A 17135-nucleotide genomic window follows, 5' to 3' on the forward strand; every position below is an offset into this window, starting at 1 on the left:
TTGTTCAGTCAAATTCCCGCGATATTGATGAGCCATTTACCGTTCGTCGGCAGCTCGCCGACTGGTTCATTTGTACGGTTTACAGAAAACCGCTTTCTTGCGATTAATAAGCTCACTGATACGCATAAAAAATTTTGGCATTATTTACCAATTTATTTTTATATAAGTCTCATCCATTGGGGGGCGATATGACTGCATATCATCCAGCCGACACCTCTGAAGGTACGGCTATTGATGGCCTGCATTGGGAAGCCAATCAGGCCGACACTTTCGACTCGACAGTTCTGGTTTCATCAAGCGAACGGCCACCTGTCTGTGATATTGCGACCCATCAGCGCCATTTCACCTGCCAAGGTTATTCGCTGCATGCCGGGCAAATCGAGCGGCTGACTTTTTTCGGTCCGGCTGGACAATTGATTCGTGGCGATTTTATCGATTGTCGGCGCGATTCACCGACCCGACATCAAAGAATATCGCTCGTATTTGAGCCCTCGACCCAACGCAAACTGGTGATCGAGCGCGGGATTGCTTATCTGTTCAGCAATATGGGGAATATCGTCGTCCGCAATGAGCCGATCAGGCCGGAAGGTCGTCAGCGCGCTACCCGCACGGCCATGACTTTTCCCCTGGCGGCCTTGGATGCTGAGTTGCCCGTCCTGGCCATCCCCCGCGCCGCCCCTCCCTCTAAACAATCCTCGGACCCGACTGCCTCGGCGTCTGCGCCGCGCGGGGTCCGGCCGGCCTACGCCAGACAGCCTTCGACCGAAACCAGTCAGCATGCGGTGCTGGAGCCGCTTGCCTGGTCGATGCCCCCGGGCCATCCGCGGCCTTGCACGATCCCAAGCCGAGCCAGCGGCGTTTTCTGGACCCCATCGTTGTTTGCCGCCGCTGGCCCTGACAGTTACCACCTGGCGTTGAGCCCGCTGGTCGAGGAAGTCGATTTTATTGCGCCGGCCCAACAGGCCACCCCGGTTCTGACACGCTGGCACAACGACCACCGCGATTGCCTGCTGACTTTCTTTGGCCAGGCCACGGTCGAGCTGCTGCTGCGCTCGGAGCATCCGCCCATCGTGCTGCGCTTTAATGCCGATCCCTTGCATAGCCTGCATGTTCCGGCCGGCGTCGAGGTGATTCTCAACTCGACCGGTTTTACCTTGGTGCGGCGCGAGATTCTGCAATCTCAGCAAGACAGCGAGAGCCCTTGCCCTGACGCGCTGTCTGCTTCCACCTGCTAGCTCACGGCACGGTCAGCCAAGGCCGTCTGCACCCACTGCGCCAATTGCGGATCGCGTGGCGTCAGCACCTCAAATAAGCCCAGCGCAGCCAAGGCCGGCACGAGCGCCAGCAGGTCGACCTTGGCCTCCTCGCGGGTCGATGCCGCTTGCGCCGGGTCGGATGCCAGCCGCCAACTCACCAGAAAAGCCCCGACGCTGCCTTTGCGCACCGTGCTGCCGTTCACCACAACGGTATCGTGCTGGTCGGGCAGCAGCTCATGCGGCTTCATAAGACTGCCCTCGCGCTTGTTGACCCTTTCCACGGATTTCCATGCCCGGCTCCTTGTCTGAGAAAAGTCCTCAGTCTGGCGGGTCTTGGCCTGGCCTGCTAACGTCATCGGGTCAATCGATAACGCCAACGGGCCATGGTGATGGATTTACTGGAAGTCCGCCGCTTCACCCATCCTCCCCGCTCCGAACCCGAGCCGCATAGCCATCAGCAAGGGCAGCTACTGGCCTTACAAAGCGGTGTGGTCAGCATCACGACCGGCAACGGCCGTTGGCTGATGCCGCCTGGCTGTCTGGGCTGGCTACCGCCGCGTCTGCCGCACGGCGCGGCGATCCACGGCCAGATGTGCGGTGTCGCGCTGTATTTCGATCCATCCTGGAGTCAGCGGCATCTACCCGCCACGCTCAAGGTCGTCCGTCCCACTCCCTTGCTGACAGCGCTGCTCGACGAGCTAAGCCGTGCAGCGGACTGGTCCGCTGGCCGCCTTGCTCCCTATCTCGCCACCTTTGCCGACGCCCTGGTACGCCAGCCGGCTCAGCCGTGTCATCTGCCGATGCCTAGCCATCCGCGCCTGCTCGAACTCACCACGCACTTGCTGCATCACCCCGACGACGATAGCGACCTCGATGGCTGGGCCAGGCGGGCTGGTCTAAGCCGGCGCACCCTCACGCGCCGTTTCCTTGAGCAGACCGGTTGCAGCCTAGGTCAATGGCGTCAACAGATGCGGCTCTTTCTGGCGCTGGAGCATTTGGGCGCCGGCACTCCTGTCACCACGGTGGCGCTGAGCTTGGGCTATCGCAGCGTAAGCGCCTTTATCGATACCTTCCGCCGCCATCTGGGCATCACGCCTGGGCATTGGCAGCGCATCACGGGACCAGGTGGAGCGGGCACCGCATTCGCTAGTGATAAACCGACCGGCTGGCATGACGAACAAGGAAATCAGGCCGGTCGCTAAGACCCGGCTTTGCGCTTGCCGATGGATTCCCGTCAATATTTTTGCTGTCGGAGAGTTGCCTGCTGATCTGTCTCGAGGCATCGGACAGAAAAATTTAGGGAAATAAAAAACATTGTTATATCCAACCTGCACGGATAGCTGGAGCCGAGTCGGACAAGCATTGAGCGCCGTTACCCTGCATTTGCACGATTGAATTCGAAAAATTTTCTCTTGATTTTCCACTGAAAAACTTACAAGACAATAATTGTTTATTTTCCGAGAAACACAAAATCAGCTCAGGCACAGAAAAGGCATTTTAATTTCCATTGAAGACCATACCCATCAAGTGCGCCGGCAATTTTCCTTAATTCCACCTTCGTTTTCCCTCTATCTTCCTGCCATCTAAAAACCTGGGCATTTCCAGGTCGATTACTCTGCAATTCGGTAAAAATTCCACCCCATGCCGTATCAAAAAACAAACGGCTGAGTTTCACTTTGTCGTTTATCCATGAATATCCCGTTCATTCTCACTGATCTAGATAAGAGGTTTGACGACACCATGTCTGAGGCATTCCAGCCAAATTGCCGTCAGCAGAGATAAACGGAGACTTTGTGTGTGGAAAAATAATTGAATTTTAATATTGATTCGGCAGCAATCTTTTTGAATTGCCGTTCGTCGTTTTGAAGTAAATGGCGCCTTGTTTCAAATCCCGGCTTGTAATAGCCTAGCGATGCGCTGAAAACAAAAGCGTGCTTAAAAATGACTTCAGATATTCCGTCTGATACGGATTAACATTCAAAGGAGACAAATCATGGCAGATCGCAATGAAGCCAAAGCCCTACTTGCCCGTGCTGGCGTGGAAATCAATAACGCGCTCAAGCGGGTGGATCGGATGAGCGAAAGCGAACTTCAGGAAGTGATCGACATGGCGCCGGTCGCGTTCTTCGACAAGAACGGTTCCTGTGGTGCACCCGGTGTCGGTGACCTCAAGGCCTTCTTCGACAAGAACGGTTCTTGTGGTGCCGGTGGCCTGGAAGCCGCGCTCAACAACGTTCTCAAGTCCCGTCGCAACTAGTTCCCACGCTTTATGCACGACCTTCGCAGCCTGATTCGATCGGCTGCACCCGGGTCACTGTCGTGACCCGCCTGCCCTAAGCAGCGTCGATCCGACCACCTGGTCGGATCGACGATCAACAAACCCAATAAATTGGACAGGCTGTAGGAGGAGGAACTTTCCAATAAGCGATTAATCGCTCCAGCCGTTTTTTTATATTCCATATATCGACCGTTTTCGCCTGAATCAGTCCGTCCGGGCCGAGCAGGGCTTTCTTTATCCGCATGGAAACCGGTCGATTTAAATCGACATAGCGCCGCCCTGCAAATCGGAGGTTTTATATCCGGTCTCTCGCCCGCGGCGACGGGGTAAATCATGCCGAATAATTTGAAATTATCTCGATATCTGGTAGCAAGCGATCTATTGTCGGTGGCCCGAACCGGCTTTGAAGGCCGGGTGATCTTCCCGACCCGCACAGGCAGGCTGACCACCATGCCCGAGACCGTCTGGCAGATGCTGCAAGCCGGCCAGTGGCAGGCGCTCGACCCGACGCTGTGCCAGCGCCTACAGGATGCCCGGGTGCTGGTGGCCGAGGACGAAGACGAATTCAGCAGCGTGGTGCAGGAAAACATAGCGGCCGTGGCCGGCCACGATGTGCTCTATCAAGTGGTGCAACCAAGCGCCTGGTGCCAGCTCGATTGCAGTTACTGCGGCCAGGAACACAGCCGCAAGAAGCTCAGCGAAACCCATCAGCGCGACCTGCTCGACCGGATACGCGAACGGCTCGCGAGCGGCCGCTACCGCCAACTCAAGATCGGCTGGTTCGGCGCCGAGCCGCTGGCCGGACTATCGGTGATGCGCAGCCTGGGCGAACGTGCCCAGTTGCTGGCCCGTGAGTTCGGCTGCGATTACAGCGCCCGCATCGTCACCAATGGCATGGCACTGACGCCCGAGGTCGCGCGTGAGCTGAGCGAGCGGCATCAGGTGCGCGAAGCGGAAGTCACCCTCGACGGGCTTGCCGATCAGCACGACCGGCTGCGCTTTACCAAGACCGGCCAGGGCAGCTTTGCCAAGATCTTTGCCAACCTACAGGCGGTCTGTGCCGCCACCGAGCTGGGCATCGTGGTGCGCTGCAATGTCGACCGCCATAACGCCGCCCAGGTCGAAGCGCTGATCGAAGCGATCGCCGGCGCCGGCCTCGCTGGCCGGGTGCGCTTCTATACTTCGCCGGTCTACGCCTGGGGCAATGATGCCGACCAGACGGCGCTTGGCCCCGAAGAATTCGCCCAGCTCGAGCTTGAATGGCTGGCACTCCAGCTCCGGCTTGGCTTTGAAGTGGGTCTGGTGCCGCCGCGCCGACCCATCGTCTGCCTGTCGGTGCAACGTCAGGGAGAAGTCACCGACGCCTACGGCAGCACCTTCAATTGCACCGAAGTCCCCTATGTGCCCGCTTATGGCACGCCCAACCAGTACCAGATGGCGGTACCGGTCCACACCATCCATTTCCAGCGTCGCCCCAGCGAAGCCCCGGCGCTCAAGCTGCGCGATTTCAACCAGCAGTTGCTGGCCGGCGAACATCAGCAGTGCGCTGCCTGCCGCATGTTGCCCGTGTGCGGTGGCCACTGCCCGAAATCGTGGCACGAGGGCCACGCGCCCTGTCCGTCGGCCAAGCGCAATATGCCAGACCGGCTCAATCTGCTGTTTGCAGCCGCTCTGGCGGTGGAGGCATAACCATGGATCGCCCCTTCCCCTTCTTTCTTGCCCCGATCAGCGCCAGCACTTTCCTCAATGAATACCTCGACCGCAACCGGCTCTTGATCAAACGCCACGATCCGCATTTCTTCGATCAACTGATCGGCATGGGCGAAATCGACCGGCTGGTGACGGCAGTACGGATTCCGGCCACCAATTTCAATCTGGCGCGCGATAACGACCCGCTGCCGCAGTCGCTCTATTGCAGTGGCGGCGGCTTTGTCGACAAGGCCAGGATGCTGGCGCAGCACGAGGACGGCGCCACCATCATCCTGCGCTCGATCGAGCAATGGTCGCCGCCGCTCAACCGGCTGCGCATCATGGCCGAACAGTTCTTCGGCTTTGAATCGCAGATCAACGCCTATCTCACCCCACCTTCGGAGAAAAGCACACCGCCGCACTGGGATACCCACGATCTGGTGGTGCTACAGATCGCCGGCCGTAAACGCTGGCGGCTATTCGAGGGCCGGCGCAGCCTGCCGCTGGGCGAGGAGCGCTTTCGTATCGGCGTCGATTATGTCAGCCCCGATTACGAGGAAGTGGTGCTTGAAGCGGGCGATACGCTGTATCTGCCGCGCGGGGTAATCCATGAGCCGGTGGCCGATACCTATTCGATCCATCTATCGATCGGCATCCATCCGCTGCGCTGGTACGACGTCTGCCAGCTGGCGCTGCGACTGCTCGCCGAACAGGAAGGCAGTCCGCTGCGCCGCTCGATTCCGCTGACGCCGGGCACTGAACTCGACGCCATGCCCGCAGAACTGCTGCAACCGATTACTCCGGCGCTGATGGCACAGGCACTCGATCTGCTGCATCAGAGCCTGGCTTCCACCCATGCCACTGACCTGTCGGGCCGGCTGGCCGATTTTGCCGCCCGCCAATAAGACCCGGTACGACACGAGGAGAAACCGGCGCAAACAGCCGCTCAGCGGCGAGCGCCAACCGAGGAAAGCGCCCCCTGGAGCGCCACAATAAAAAATATGATTTTTTATTTATATTTATTTATCCGCACTATATCTTGCAGCACATTTGCCTAAAATTTTCTTTTTTTTGATGCCGTCATGCAATTCTGGCACCCGTCATTGCCGAATGGCGGGTGCCACGCGGCCGGGGTCGCGTATTGGCAGTCCGGCATTTCGGCCGGGTCGCTTAAGTGGCGTAAGGCGATCCGTGCCTCTTTTCGCGGAGAACGGCCATGCTCAGTCTGCGCCCTATGAATGATGCGGAATTCCAGCAACTGGTCGCCCGCGTCGTCCCCGACTACGCCGCCGACAAGGTAGCGGTGGGCGATTGGCCAGCGGCTGACGCCGAGCAACGGGCCGAAATGGAATTCGGCCGGCTGCTCGATCAAGGGCTCGCTACGCCAGGCCACCATCTCTACACCATCGACCATGCCGGCGATGGTCCGGTCGGCGCCATCTGGCTGGCCATGCGGCCTGGCACCACGGTCGCCTTCGTCTACGACCTGTTTATCGCCCCTACCTGGCGGCGCCGCGGTTTCGGCCGTGCCGCCATGCAGCTGCTCGAAACCACCGCCCGGCAACTGGGCGCATCCACCCTGGCTTTGCATGTGTTCGGCCATAACGACGCGGCGGTGGCGCTGTATCAGCACCTCGGTTATCGCGTCACCGACATTCATATGGCCAAACCGCTGACCGAGGCTACCTTCCCTGACCCTTCGACCCGGAGCGCCCCATGACCGCCGATCTGCTTCCCGCCCTTATCGCTATCCTGCTGGAGCGCCCCATCGAGCCGCACAACTGCGTGGTCACGCTGCGGCAGGTCCGCGACGAGCGGCTGGCCCGCTTGCTGCACTATCGGCTGGCCAAACTGAGCGATGCCACGCGGCGCGAGCACTGTTATGCCCTGCTCGATGAGCTGCCCGAACAAGCGGCCAGCGAGCTGCTGCGGGCGCCGCGGCTCTGTCAGGCACTGCGGCAGGGCGGAGACGACGGTCAGCAGCTGGCGACACTGATCGAAGCCGCCCATATCGCCGCCGGCGATGAGCATCTCGACGACTGGTCGCCGCTCGGCCATCTGTGGCTTGGCGAAGCGCCACCGGCCGATACGCCCGGCCTCACCCGGATCGGCCGCCGCTGGGCTGGACCGCGTCTGGCGTGCGGGGTGCCGATCGATCTGTCACTGCCGCCACGGCTGGTCCATCCCTCGGCCGGACTGCGTCAAGCGTCCCTGCCCGACCGGCGCCGCCTCGATGCCGACCGGGCTGCCATCGACGAGGCGCTCAATCTGTTGTGTCAGACCGTTCCGCTCGGTTTCGACCTCTATCACGGCCTGGTCGGCAATCTGGTTCTGCGCCAGGAAGCGAGCCGGCCGCACGAATGCTGGGGGGCGACTTCCGGGGTGGTGATCGGACGGGTGGTGATGGTCAATACCAGCGCGGCAACCAGCCCGGCCATGCTGGCCGAAGCACTGCTGCATGAGGCGGTCCATTGCGCGCTCGACTGTGCCGAGTTGGTCCATCCGCTGCTCGATTGGGAGCGCTTTGCCGATCCGGCCGTCAACGACACCCGCCCCTCGCCCTGGACCGGCAATCCGCTCACTCCGCACGCCTTTATCCATGCCTGTGTGGTATGGGCGGTGCTGCACCGCTATTGGCGCGAGTACCACGCCCGCTTTGTGGAAAGTCCCGGTTCGCGCGAACGGCAACGCTTTATCGAGCGCGGCTTTGCCGCATCGGCCTTTATGGTCAGCGCCGACCACGCCGGCCGCTTTCTGAGCCGGACGGCACCAGCCATCATGGCGCGGACCCGCGAAGGATTGCTGGAAGAGAAGGCGACGGTCTAAGCCACTGGAGTCGGCCAGCGAGGCCGGGCGGTTTCTAGTCGTCAGCCCCGGTCCGCCCAGCACTTTGAAAACGCGCCCGGAAGTCCTGCGGGGCGATGCGCAGATGGCGCTGAAAAGCCAGTCGCATCGCTTCGGCCGATGCAAAGCCACAGCGGGCCGCCACGCGGGCGACAGGCAGATCGCTATCGGTCAACAGCCGCCGTGCCGCATCCACCCGCAGCTGCTGGACATAGCGCGCCGGTGTCGTCTTCATCGCCGCAGCAAAGCGGCGACTGAAATTGCGCGGGCTCATCGCCAGCCGCTCGGCCATCCGGTCGAGCGATAGATCTTCGGCCAGATGGTCGGTCATCCACGCGATCAGTTCGGCAAAACGGCTGGGGTCGTCTGCGTCCACCTCCGCCGCCAACTGCGCACTGAACTGCGACTGGCCACCGGGCCGCTTGAGAAACACCACCAGCTCACGGGCGACTTCGAGCGCCAGTCGGCGTCCCAGATCGGCCTCGACTAGGGCCAGCGCGAAGTCGATGCCGGCAGAAATCCCGGCTGCCGTATGGAATTTGCCATCGCACACAAACAGGGCATCGCGCTCGATCCGGACATCGGGAAACAGACCGGCGAACTCATCGAAATGGGCCCAGTGGGTAGTGGCCCGACGCTGCCTGAGCACCCCGGTCGCTGCCAGCGGAAACGCTCCGGTACAGATCGACCCGACCCGTGGCACCTGCTCGCACCAGCGGGCCAGGGCTTCCATCAAGGTGGTATCGCGCACCGACTGCCGCGCCCCGCGGCCACCTGCCAGCAGCAAGGTGTCGGCCTCTATAGGCGCATAGACACTCACGGCAGCAAACAGCGGCACGCCGGCCGTGCTGGCCAATGGGCCGGTCCGGGCAGCCGCAACGATCAATTCATAGGGCGGCGGCCCGCCGCTGGCCTCGGCCTTATCGTTGGCAATCGAGAACACCTCAAGCGGGCCGGCAATATCAAGCAACTGAACGGGCGGAAAACCGACCATCACGATCCGATGGGCTTGGCTCATGGCAATCGACAGCAGAAGTGGAGCGGCGATTATCAGGCCTGACCAGGCTGCATTCCATGCCGGATGTTGCGCTGCTCCGCCAGATTGGCCGAAAAGCAGGGCTTCTTGTCCGGTATCGACAGCAGGTCCGCGTCACACTGCCGGCGTTGCCTTGATGAAGAAACGCCATGCTCCGTCTGTCTTTTCTCTTTCTGCTGTGCTCGATGCTGTGCCCGCTCCCGGCCCTTGCCGCCTCACCCGGCACCGTCGAGGCCAGCCCGGTCGGGTCGATTCCCCCTTATCAAGCCCGTCTTGGCCGGACCCAACCCGTCGTTGCCGTGGTCAGCCACAACGCCGGCACGGAATTGAGCGACTTTGTGGTGCCCTACGGCATCCTGAGCCGATCCGGCGCAGCAGAGGTCTGGGCCTTGGCACCGGCTGCCGGGCCGATTGTGCTGCACCCGACGCTGAAGGTCGAAGCACAGGCGACGCTTGCCCAGTTCGATCAGCGCTTTCCGCAAGGGGCTGACTATGTGATCGTCCCGGCCGTCACCAAGCCAGACGAACCGGCCCTGCTCGACTGGCTCAAATCGCAGGCCGGCAAAGGTGCCACCATCGTCAGCATCTGCGATGGCGCCCTGGTGGTGGCGCAGGCAGGGCTGTTCAAGGGATACCGCGCAACCGGCCATTGGGCCACCCAGGCACAGAGGGAAAAGGACTTTCCGGATACGGTATGGCTACGCGATGTGCGCTATGTGGCCGATCGCAGCAGAATTTCCAGCGCCGGGGTCAGTGCCGCCATTCCCTTGTCGCTGGCGCTGGTCGAAGCCATCGCCGGCCCGGCCCGGGCGGCGGCGGTCGCGACGGAAGTGGGTGTGAAAAGCTGGGACAGCCGGCACGACAGCCACCGCTTCCGGCTGGGGTTCGGGCTGTATCTGACGGGGGCGCTCAATTATCTGTTCTCACGTCAGCAGGATATCGGTCTGCCGGTCAGTCCCGGCGTGGATGAAATCGCGCTGGCGCTGAGCGCCGACGCCTTCTCGCGCACCTACCGCAGCCGCGCCTACGCCGTGGCCGCGACACCCGGCAGCGTGCGCACCCGTCATGGGCTGACCCTGTTGCCCGATCGGGTGAGAGGAACAGGCGAGGCGCCCGCCAGGGTGATGGCAGACGACAGGCAAACGCCTTCTGTGCAGGCACTTGATCGGACGCTACAGGAAATCGGGACGCTTTACGGCGCCGATACCGCGAGATTGGTGGCGGTGCAGCTTGAGTATCCTTGGCAGCCGTAGGACGGTTCAGCGTCATTGGCCTTCTTTCCTGCCAAACCTCAGGGAGCGTTGCTGATGACAGAGACGGTGACAGTGGAGACGATCATGGATCGATTGATTGCCATATAATATTTATTTGTGTTTACAGTCAGCCATATACCTTGCAAATATATTTCCTATTATTTTCCATTTAAGAGAAATGGCCGGTTCGCCGGCCTTTCTCTGTCCTCGGTCCATTCCGTCCCTGCTACGCTGCAGCAGACTGCTGGAATTGCTCCAGCAACAGACACTGACGCCAGGCCGGCTCCCGTATATTGAAAAACAGCTGAGGCATCCGCAGCGCCGCCATCCAGCGCAATGCCTGCGGGCCGTTGCATAGCAGATCAGTGACGACCGTATCGGTCAGCGCCTGTCCAAACAGGCAGGGTGTGCCATGTGGCAGGCGGGTGGCATAGGCGTCCATCCAAGCGCGCACCCGGTCGGGCGCGGGTTCGGGCAGACCGGCATCCTGGTCGCGGCTCAGCAGGCTCAGCTCCTCCTCGATCTCCGGCTCCGTCACCACCATGTCTGCCTCATCGAGCGCCACGCCAGTCAGCATGCTCCAGACCCAGCCGGCAAAGCGTGAGGTCTCCTTGGCATCCATCTGCGTCACCACCCAGGGCAGATGCGCCGGATCGGCATGATGCAGCGCCAGCAACAAGCCTAAACGTGGCGGCAGTTGCGACAGCAGCCGAGGGACGGCCGGATGACCAGGCGGCAGGAGCGCGCCGAGATAACGCAGCCAGCGTCCCAGCCGTCGCTCGGCCTGGAAACGTGGCCAGCCTTGCAATGCGTGATGGTTGCCGATCCATTCGGCGCAGGTCTTCCACAGCAAGGGCGCGGCATCGTTGGCGGCATTCCACCCCAGGGCAATCGCGGCTTCAGCCCTAACTACCGGGTCGTCATCACGCAGCAAGGTCGCCAGGACCGGACCGGCCGGATCGAGCTGCCCGGCGAGCCTGGCCGTCGCCGCGCGCACCGGCGCAGCCGGGCTGGCTGCCAGACGCGGCAGCAGTGGCTTTGCCGGCGCCAGCAGCAACTCGTCGCCCAGCACGGCCGCCCGCAGCGCCGTCACCTGCAGCGCCGGGTTATGGTCAGCACCGACCCAGCGTTCCAGCCAGGGCAGCGCCCTGTCGGCGCCAACCCAGTTGAGCGCCGAAACCAGACCGCGCAGATTGCGGCCCACATCGGCTTCGACCCTTCCCCATACGGTACGCAGCCGCTCGCCATCCTGGTCATGCAGCGCCAGATAGGCACAGACGAAGGTTTCACTGGCGCCTTTCCAGCGGTCCAGCTCCTCGAAGGCCAGTTTCCAGCCTTCCTGGCCGGCCACCACGATCCCATCGAGATGGGCCTGTAGCAGGCGGTCGAAATGCAGCAGTCGGCCCAGATCGATCTGCGGCGAATGGACCGAGCTGTCGTGCTGCGCCCAATAGAAGGCCGCGTCGCCGACGTGGCGCTGGACCAGCGGTTCGATAATCAGGGTGTCGTCGTCGGCAGCATGGAGGGGTGCCATAGTCGGTTCCTGTAAAAAGCGGAGCAATGGCTCAGGGAGCGGTCTTGGCCAAGGCGAAGAAATCGATCAGTGCTTGCCATTGCTGGCCGTCGTAGACGGTGGCGCCGTAGATGCCGGCCAGCAGCATCACTCCGTCGCCCACCGCCAGGTTGCCGGCACAGGCACGCACGGCCAGCGGCACATCGGCTTCGATCAACTGGCCATCGACGATCTGCCACAGGCCGTAGTCGGAGGTACACCAGACCCGGTCCTGATACCAGACCATATCCTTGAACGGCAGAGTCATCGAACCCTGGTGGATCACTTCCCAGTGGTCTTCGCGACCGCGCAGGATCGAGCCGCTCTGCGCACCGATATAGACCTGGCCATCACCGGCACAGCAGACGTTGTAGAGCACCAGATTGGTCGGCAAAGGACACTGCTTCCACACCTGGCCGTCGTAGTGCCAGACTTCGCCATGGCCGCCTGTGGCATACAGATCGTCCGGGGCAAAGCCATCGATGGCCTGAAAACCCCAGTGGGTGCCGAACTCCACCCCCTTGCCCGTGCCGGGCTTGGGCAGGATGGCTTGGGTACACAGCGACTCCCATTGATTGGGACCAAGTCGCTTGGCGACGCTGCGCCACAGTCCCACCGCATAGACATGACCGAACAGGGTGGCGACGGCCGTGATGATGCTGCGCCGTGGTCCGTCGGGGTCTTCGACGATGGTCTGCTCCATATCGTCGTCACCGCCCCCGAGCACGGCCACCTCGCCCGAGCTGTCCACCAGCACCGCTTGCAGCTTGGGCTGGGTCGACACGGCCAACTTGGCGCGCAGAAAACCCAGATACTGTCCGCAATCGATCCGGTCGTTGGGCTCGGCCTGGGTAAAGAAATTGATCAGACGGACCCGCTGGCCGGTTTTTGCCTCATCGGGCATCCCGCCCTCGGGTTCGTCCTGCTTCAGCAGAAAGCTGAACGAATCGCGCGATCGGATCGCGGCGTCCACCAGTGAATAACCCTTAAAGAAAACCTGATATTCAGTCGCATTGAGCATCGGCGTCCCTTGTCTCTTGTGAGTTATCTCGGCTTGTTGCCACCTGTGCCAGGAGCCGTCTCTTTCGACCCGCCACCGCCGCCCGGTAAGCCGTCAGCCTTGCGCGGCGTACAGTTGAGCTGGGTATAGAAGGCGCGTAGCTGCGCTTTGAGGCAGTCCTTATTGCATTTCGATTCGGGGAATGCCTCAACGATCGAGGTGGCACCGGCTTCGATCGCCTGCTCCTTGGTGATCTCGGTCCCCTTGGGCAGGCTTTGGCCGTTTTTCTGCATCCCTCCCATGACCTTGCCCAGCTCGCTGTGGACATGGCCATGCGAACCGTGCGAGTTATTGACGCCTTCGACGCAGAGCGAAGGGGCCAGCTGGTGGACGCAGCCGACTCCGGCTGGCGACTCCACCTGCTTCTGGATCTTCTTGCTGGCCTGCTTTTTATAGTTGGGGCAATGACTGAACATTTCGGCCGGCAGCACATGATGGCCGGTCTGACCCGGACAGCAGCCCTTGCCGTTATGTGGCCCCTGGACGTGGCTTTGAGCCTCGTCGATATCGGCGCAGTCGGCTTTGCTTGGCTGGTGATAGTGGGTGTTGCCAAACGGCACCAGTGAACAGCGGCGGGCACGGATACAGGGGTTCAGCTCGGCGGCGGCATACATGGCGTCGGACACCATCCGCTGTGGGTCGCTGGCGTACTGCGACAGCGCCTGCTTCATCTCGTCGATCTTGGCCGTGGCTTCACTGAGGCGCCGCGCCGTGTCCTCGATCTCGCGCACCTTGTCGGGGAAATCATTCTTGATCTGCTCCCAGCTATTGGCCGCGTCGTAGACGTCGTAAGCCGTCACCGCCACATTGATGGCAATGGCAAAAGGACCGGTCAGCACCGATAAGGCCCGAATCGCCAAACGCCCCGCCGCCTTCTTGGCCAGCACTGCCGCGACCTTCTTCTTGATCAGGTCTTCCAGCTCCTGCTGTAGCCGATTCTTGGCGGTCTGGAGTGCTGCAACACCCAGCTCCTCTGCCATCTTCTGGGGAATACCCTGCAATTGCCCCAGCAGCTTTTCGGGCGAGCTGGGCTTGATCATCAGGAATTCGCAGTGATTGGTGATCCAGGCGGTACTGGGGTCGTTTGAGGCGGCGCCATCGGCCGGGGCCCGATTCTTCTGCATATCGAGCTTGCTGAGCAGCTTGCCGGCCACCCCGCGCCGCTGCGCCTCGCCGCCCAGCTTGACGTTGCCGGCCTGGTCCATCCGGCTTTTCTTGGCCGCATCGTCCTCGGGCTTGCAGGCATCATCGATCGCCTGCTTGTCCCTGGCGCAGAGTTGCTTGTCTGCACGGCTGTCGATATAGGGAAAGGTCGGGGTATTGGGCGAACTCTTCTTGCCCTGCGTGGGCTTGGTCGGAGTCGCACTCGGGCTTGGGGTGGGTGAAGGCGACTTGCGCCGCCCGGGTAGAGGGAGCTTGGGAGAGGGGGTGCCCATGGCAATCACATATGGTTATGCGTCATGGGATCGGTATGGCGGCAGACGTTCAGCCCTTCCACTTTCACATCGGGCGACCAGTCCACAAAGTAGGCGTCGCCCTTGATGGTGTGGCTGCTGACTCCCATCGGAAATTGCCGGGTGGCCGGTTCGTTGCCAATGCTGTTGGAGAGAAAGGACACGTCTTTCAGCGCAATCGGCGTGCGGCAGATAAAGACGGTACTGCTGCCGTTCTTCAGACTGCGGGCAAAGACGGTATTGGAATAGGGAATAACGATCGGCCCGGCCGAAGGCGGTGGCGGGCTCCAGCACGGGTCTGGGAAAGCGGCAGCCGACATACCATCGGCAGCCTTGGAGCAGATCTCATCTTCATTGGCATAGACATGGGTGGGCATTGCCGCCTCCTCAACAGAAATTGTTAATTTGTTGTCATGCTCAGGTCCTACCACACCTTCACCAGCGCATCTGACTGTACGCCGATTTGCTGGCTGACGCCGCACCCGAAGGCCCTGTTGTTCAGGGCACCACAGAATCGACGATTGCCGGGTCGATCATTCTTTGCCAGGTCTGGCCGTCGAATAACGCTGCACCATTGAGCCCGCCCAGCAACATCACCCCATCGCCAACGGATAAGTGTCCGGCACAGACAGCAGCCATACCTGGCAAGTCAGCTCCGACCAGCTCGCCGTCGATGATCTGCCAGACGCCGTAATCCGACGTGCACCAGACACGGTCCTGAAACCAGACCATATCGCGGAATGGAATGGTCATCGAACCGCGGTGCAACACCTCCCAATGGTTGCCACGACCGCGAATCACCGAGCCGCTTTCGGCACCGATATAGACTTGGCCGTCGCCGGCACAGCACACGTTCTCAAGCAGCATATTGGTCGGCAACGGACACTGCGCCCAGACCTTACCGTCGTAATGCCAAACGTCGCCTTTGCCACCTACGGCATAGAGATCGGATTCGCTAAAACCATCGACTGCCTGGAAACCCCAGGAAGTACCGTACTGGATGCTGCCTTTGCCTGTTGATGGTTCCGGTAAAGCATCCTTCCTGCAGAGGGATTCCCATTGATTGGTGCCCAGGCGCCGGGCAATACCGCGCCACGCGCTGAGGGCATAGATATGGCCAGCTACCGTAGAGAGGCCGAATATCCCTCCTCGCCGCGGGCCATCAGCACCTTGCTCGATTGGTTCCTCCATATCGTTGTATCCCCCACCCAGCACTGCCACATCGCCATCGAGATTGACTAGCACAGCCTGGGCTTTGGGCTCGGTGGAGGCAGCCAGATAGGCCAGCTCGAAACCGTGATATTGCCGACAGCCGATCCGTTTTCCACTTTCGGCATTGGGAAAGAAATTAAGAATCCGCACTTCCAATCGGACGGTTTCACCCGTGTATTCAGGTGAGTGCTGTCGCAGCATAAAACTGAAGGCTTCTTTAGACCGGACGGCACAATCCGCAACATAATAGCCTTCAATAAAATCCTGGTATTCCTTCAAGCTGAGCATGGCTTCCTTTCTCTAACGGAACGGTTAATCGTCAACCCCGGTATTCGGAGGAGTTCCCGTGGAACTACCCGGCGTAGTAGGCCCGGAACGGGGTGGCTTACCCAAGCCATCCGAGCTGATCGGCTGACAGTCAAGATCTTTATAAAAAGCACGCAATTGAGCCTTTAAACATTTCTTACTACACCCGGACGAGGGAAATGCCAGCACAATCGACTCTGCCCCGGCATCGATTGCCTCGTCTTTAGTCATTGGGCCTTTATCCGGGATCGGCTGTCCATTGCCCTTTCTTGCATTTCTCAAAACCTGGCTCAGCTTGCCGTGAATATGACCATGGGAGGCCTGATATTGATTCGTTCCCTCCACACAGATGGTCGGAGCCAATTGGTTCACACATCCAGTCCCTGGTGGCGAATTAATGGTCTTCTTATATTTTTCGCAATGATCGAACATCGAAGCGGGGAGAACATGGTGCCCGCTTTGTCCTGGGCAGCAACCTTTCCCATGATCTGGTCCATTGACCGGGTTTTGTTCCTCACCGATGTTATTGCAATCTGCACGTAGATGGTCGAGTCGGTGGGTATTACCGTAGGGCACCAGGGAACACCGGCGGGCGCGGATACATGGATTAAGTTCCGCCGCAACCTGCATAACGTCCGCAGCCAGGTTTTGATCGTCTCCACTGTATTTTGCCAAGGCATCTTTCATCTCGTTAACCTTGGCCGTCGCTTCCTGGAGTTTGCGCGCTGTCTCTTCGATTTGTTTAACTTTATCGGGAAAGCTGTTTTTCACCTGATCCCAGGTTTTAGGCAGATCATAAGCGTCATAGGCCGTCATAGCGATATTGATCACGATCGCAAACGGTCCAGTCACTACGGAAGCTGCCCTGACAGCTAGGCGGCCAGCGGCCTTTTTGGCTATGACCTCCGTTACTTTTTTCTGAATCAGCTCCGTCAATTCGGCCTGCATCTTATTCTTGGCCGCCTCCAAGGCTGCAATCCCTAAGTCCTTAGCCATTTTCTCAGGGATAGATTTCAGGTCCTTTAACAAATCCTTGGCGCTACGCGGCTTGTTGTGCAGGAAATCACAATGATTATGGATCCAGGCCGTCGTTTGATCGCTGCCTTGACGTCCTTCTCTAGCTTTGGCCGTCTGGTGTTTGCTGCGGTCAAGCCTACTGAGCAGTTTGCCGGCCACCCCGTGGTTTTGAGCTTTT

General features: G+C 60.4%; 17 protein-coding genes. 8 read left to right on the forward strand and 9 right to left on the reverse strand.

Annotation, left to right across the window (positions count from 1 at the left end):
* Positions 1 to 188: 188 nt before the first annotated feature.
* Positions 189 to 1235, forward strand: coding sequence for a hypothetical protein (locus ACFOW7_RS21345; protein ID WP_378168514.1), 1047 nt, complete (start codon positions 189 to 191; stop codon positions 1233 to 1235).
* Here the strand turns inward: ACFOW7_RS21345 and ACFOW7_RS21350 are convergent.
* Positions 1232 to 1504 (reverse strand): hypothetical protein, encoded by a 273-nt coding sequence (locus ACFOW7_RS21350; protein ID WP_378168516.1) that lies wholly within the window; start codon positions 1502 to 1504, stop codon positions 1232 to 1234. The two genes, ACFOW7_RS21345 and ACFOW7_RS21350, sit on opposite strands and share 4 nt — an antisense overlap.
* 135 nt (positions 1505 to 1639) lie before the next feature.
* On the opposite strand from ACFOW7_RS21350, the gene ACFOW7_RS21355 reads away from it, so the two are divergent.
* Positions 1640 to 2458 (forward strand): AraC family transcriptional regulator, encoded by an 819-nt coding sequence (locus ACFOW7_RS21355; protein ID WP_378168518.1) that lies wholly within the window; start codon positions 1640 to 1642, stop codon positions 2456 to 2458.
* 275 nt (positions 2459 to 2733) lie between these two features.
* On the opposite strand, the gene ACFOW7_RS21360 is transcribed toward ACFOW7_RS21355, so the two are convergent.
* Positions 2734 to 2931 (reverse strand): hypothetical protein, encoded by a 198-nt coding sequence (locus tag ACFOW7_RS21360; RefSeq protein ID WP_378168520.1) that lies wholly within the window; start codon positions 2929 to 2931, stop codon positions 2734 to 2736.
* Positions 2932 to 3249: 318 nt separating this feature from the next.
* On the opposite strand from ACFOW7_RS21360, the gene ACFOW7_RS21365 reads away from it, so the two are divergent.
* The 5 genes from ACFOW7_RS21365 (at position 3250) to ACFOW7_RS21385 (ending at position 8049) form a co-directional block, all read left to right on the forward strand.
* Positions 3250 to 3513, forward strand: coding sequence for a hypothetical protein (locus ACFOW7_RS21365; RefSeq protein WP_378168522.1), 264 nt, complete (start codon positions 3250 to 3252; stop codon positions 3511 to 3513).
* A 366-nt stretch (positions 3514 to 3879) separates the two neighbouring features.
* Positions 3880 to 5223 (forward strand): radical SAM protein, encoded by a 1344-nt coding sequence (locus tag ACFOW7_RS21370; RefSeq protein ID WP_378168525.1) that lies wholly within the window; start codon positions 3880 to 3882, stop codon positions 5221 to 5223.
* A gap of 2 nt (positions 5224 to 5225) precedes the next feature.
* Positions 5226 to 6128 carry a cupin domain-containing protein gene (locus ACFOW7_RS21375; protein ID WP_378168527.1) on the forward strand — a complete coding sequence of 301 codons (903 nt, stop codon included), beginning with the start codon at positions 5226 to 5228 and terminating at the stop codon, positions 6126 to 6128.
* 311 nt (positions 6129 to 6439) lie between these two features.
* The gene (locus tag ACFOW7_RS21380; protein ID WP_378168529.1) at positions 6440 to 6943 is read left to right on the forward strand and encodes a GNAT family N-acetyltransferase; all 504 of its coding nucleotides are present in this window, start codon (positions 6440 to 6442) and stop codon (positions 6941 to 6943) included.
* Positions 6940 to 8049, forward strand: a complete 1110-nt coding sequence (locus ACFOW7_RS21385; RefSeq protein WP_378168531.1) for an aKG-HExxH-type peptide beta-hydroxylase — start codon at positions 6940 to 6942, stop codon at positions 8047 to 8049. Before ACFOW7_RS21380 ends, ACFOW7_RS21385 begins: the two co-directional genes overlap by 4 nt.
* Positions 8050 to 8083: 34 nt before the next feature.
* Here ACFOW7_RS21385 and ACFOW7_RS21390 read toward each other — a convergent pair whose 3' ends face one another.
* Positions 8084 to 9085 (reverse strand): GlxA family transcriptional regulator, encoded by a 1002-nt coding sequence (locus ACFOW7_RS21390; RefSeq protein WP_378168533.1) that lies wholly within the window; start codon positions 9083 to 9085, stop codon positions 8084 to 8086.
* Positions 9086 to 9252: 167 nt separating this feature from the next.
* On the opposite strand from ACFOW7_RS21390, the gene ACFOW7_RS21395 reads away from it, so the two are divergent.
* Positions 9253 to 10356 carry a DJ-1/PfpI family protein gene (locus tag ACFOW7_RS21395; RefSeq protein ID WP_378168536.1) on the forward strand — a complete coding sequence of 368 codons (1104 nt, stop codon included), beginning with the start codon at positions 9253 to 9255 and terminating at the stop codon, positions 10354 to 10356.
* 226 nt (positions 10357 to 10582) lie between these two features.
* Here ACFOW7_RS21395 and ACFOW7_RS21400 read toward each other — a convergent pair whose 3' ends face one another.
* From ACFOW7_RS21400 to ACFOW7_RS21425, 6 genes are all read right to left on the reverse strand, one after another.
* Positions 10583 to 11890, reverse strand: coding sequence for a HEAT repeat domain-containing protein (locus tag ACFOW7_RS21400; RefSeq protein WP_378168538.1), 1308 nt, complete (start codon positions 11888 to 11890; stop codon positions 10583 to 10585).
* A 31-nt stretch (positions 11891 to 11921) separates the two neighbouring features.
* Positions 11922 to 12929, reverse strand: coding sequence for a WD40/YVTN/BNR-like repeat-containing protein (locus ACFOW7_RS21405; protein ID WP_378168542.1), 1008 nt, complete (start codon positions 12927 to 12929; stop codon positions 11922 to 11924).
* 23 nt (positions 12930 to 12952) lie between these two features.
* Positions 12953 to 14404, reverse strand: a complete 1452-nt coding sequence (locus tag ACFOW7_RS21410; protein ID WP_378168544.1) for an HNH/endonuclease VII fold toxin-2 domain-containing protein — start codon at positions 14402 to 14404, stop codon at positions 12953 to 12955.
* 5 nt (positions 14405 to 14409) lie between these two features.
* Positions 14410 to 14799, reverse strand: a complete 390-nt coding sequence (locus ACFOW7_RS21415; RefSeq protein ID WP_378168547.1) for a DUF4150 domain-containing protein — start codon at positions 14797 to 14799, stop codon at positions 14410 to 14412.
* 121 nt (positions 14800 to 14920) lie between these two features.
* Positions 14921 to 15922, reverse strand: coding sequence for a WD40/YVTN/BNR-like repeat-containing protein (locus ACFOW7_RS21420; protein WP_378168549.1), 1002 nt, complete (start codon positions 15920 to 15922; stop codon positions 14921 to 14923).
* 24 nt (positions 15923 to 15946) lie between these two features.
* On the reverse strand, positions 15947 to 17135 hold a 1189-nt coding region (locus ACFOW7_RS21425; protein WP_378168551.1), incomplete at its 5' end, for an HNH/endonuclease VII fold toxin-2 domain-containing protein.

The sequence above is a fragment of the Chitinimonas lacunae genome (genome assembly GCF_042650885.1).
GTDB classification, from domain to species: domain Bacteria; phylum Pseudomonadota; class Gammaproteobacteria; order Burkholderiales; family Chitinimonadaceae; genus Chitinimonas_A; species Chitinimonas_A lacunae.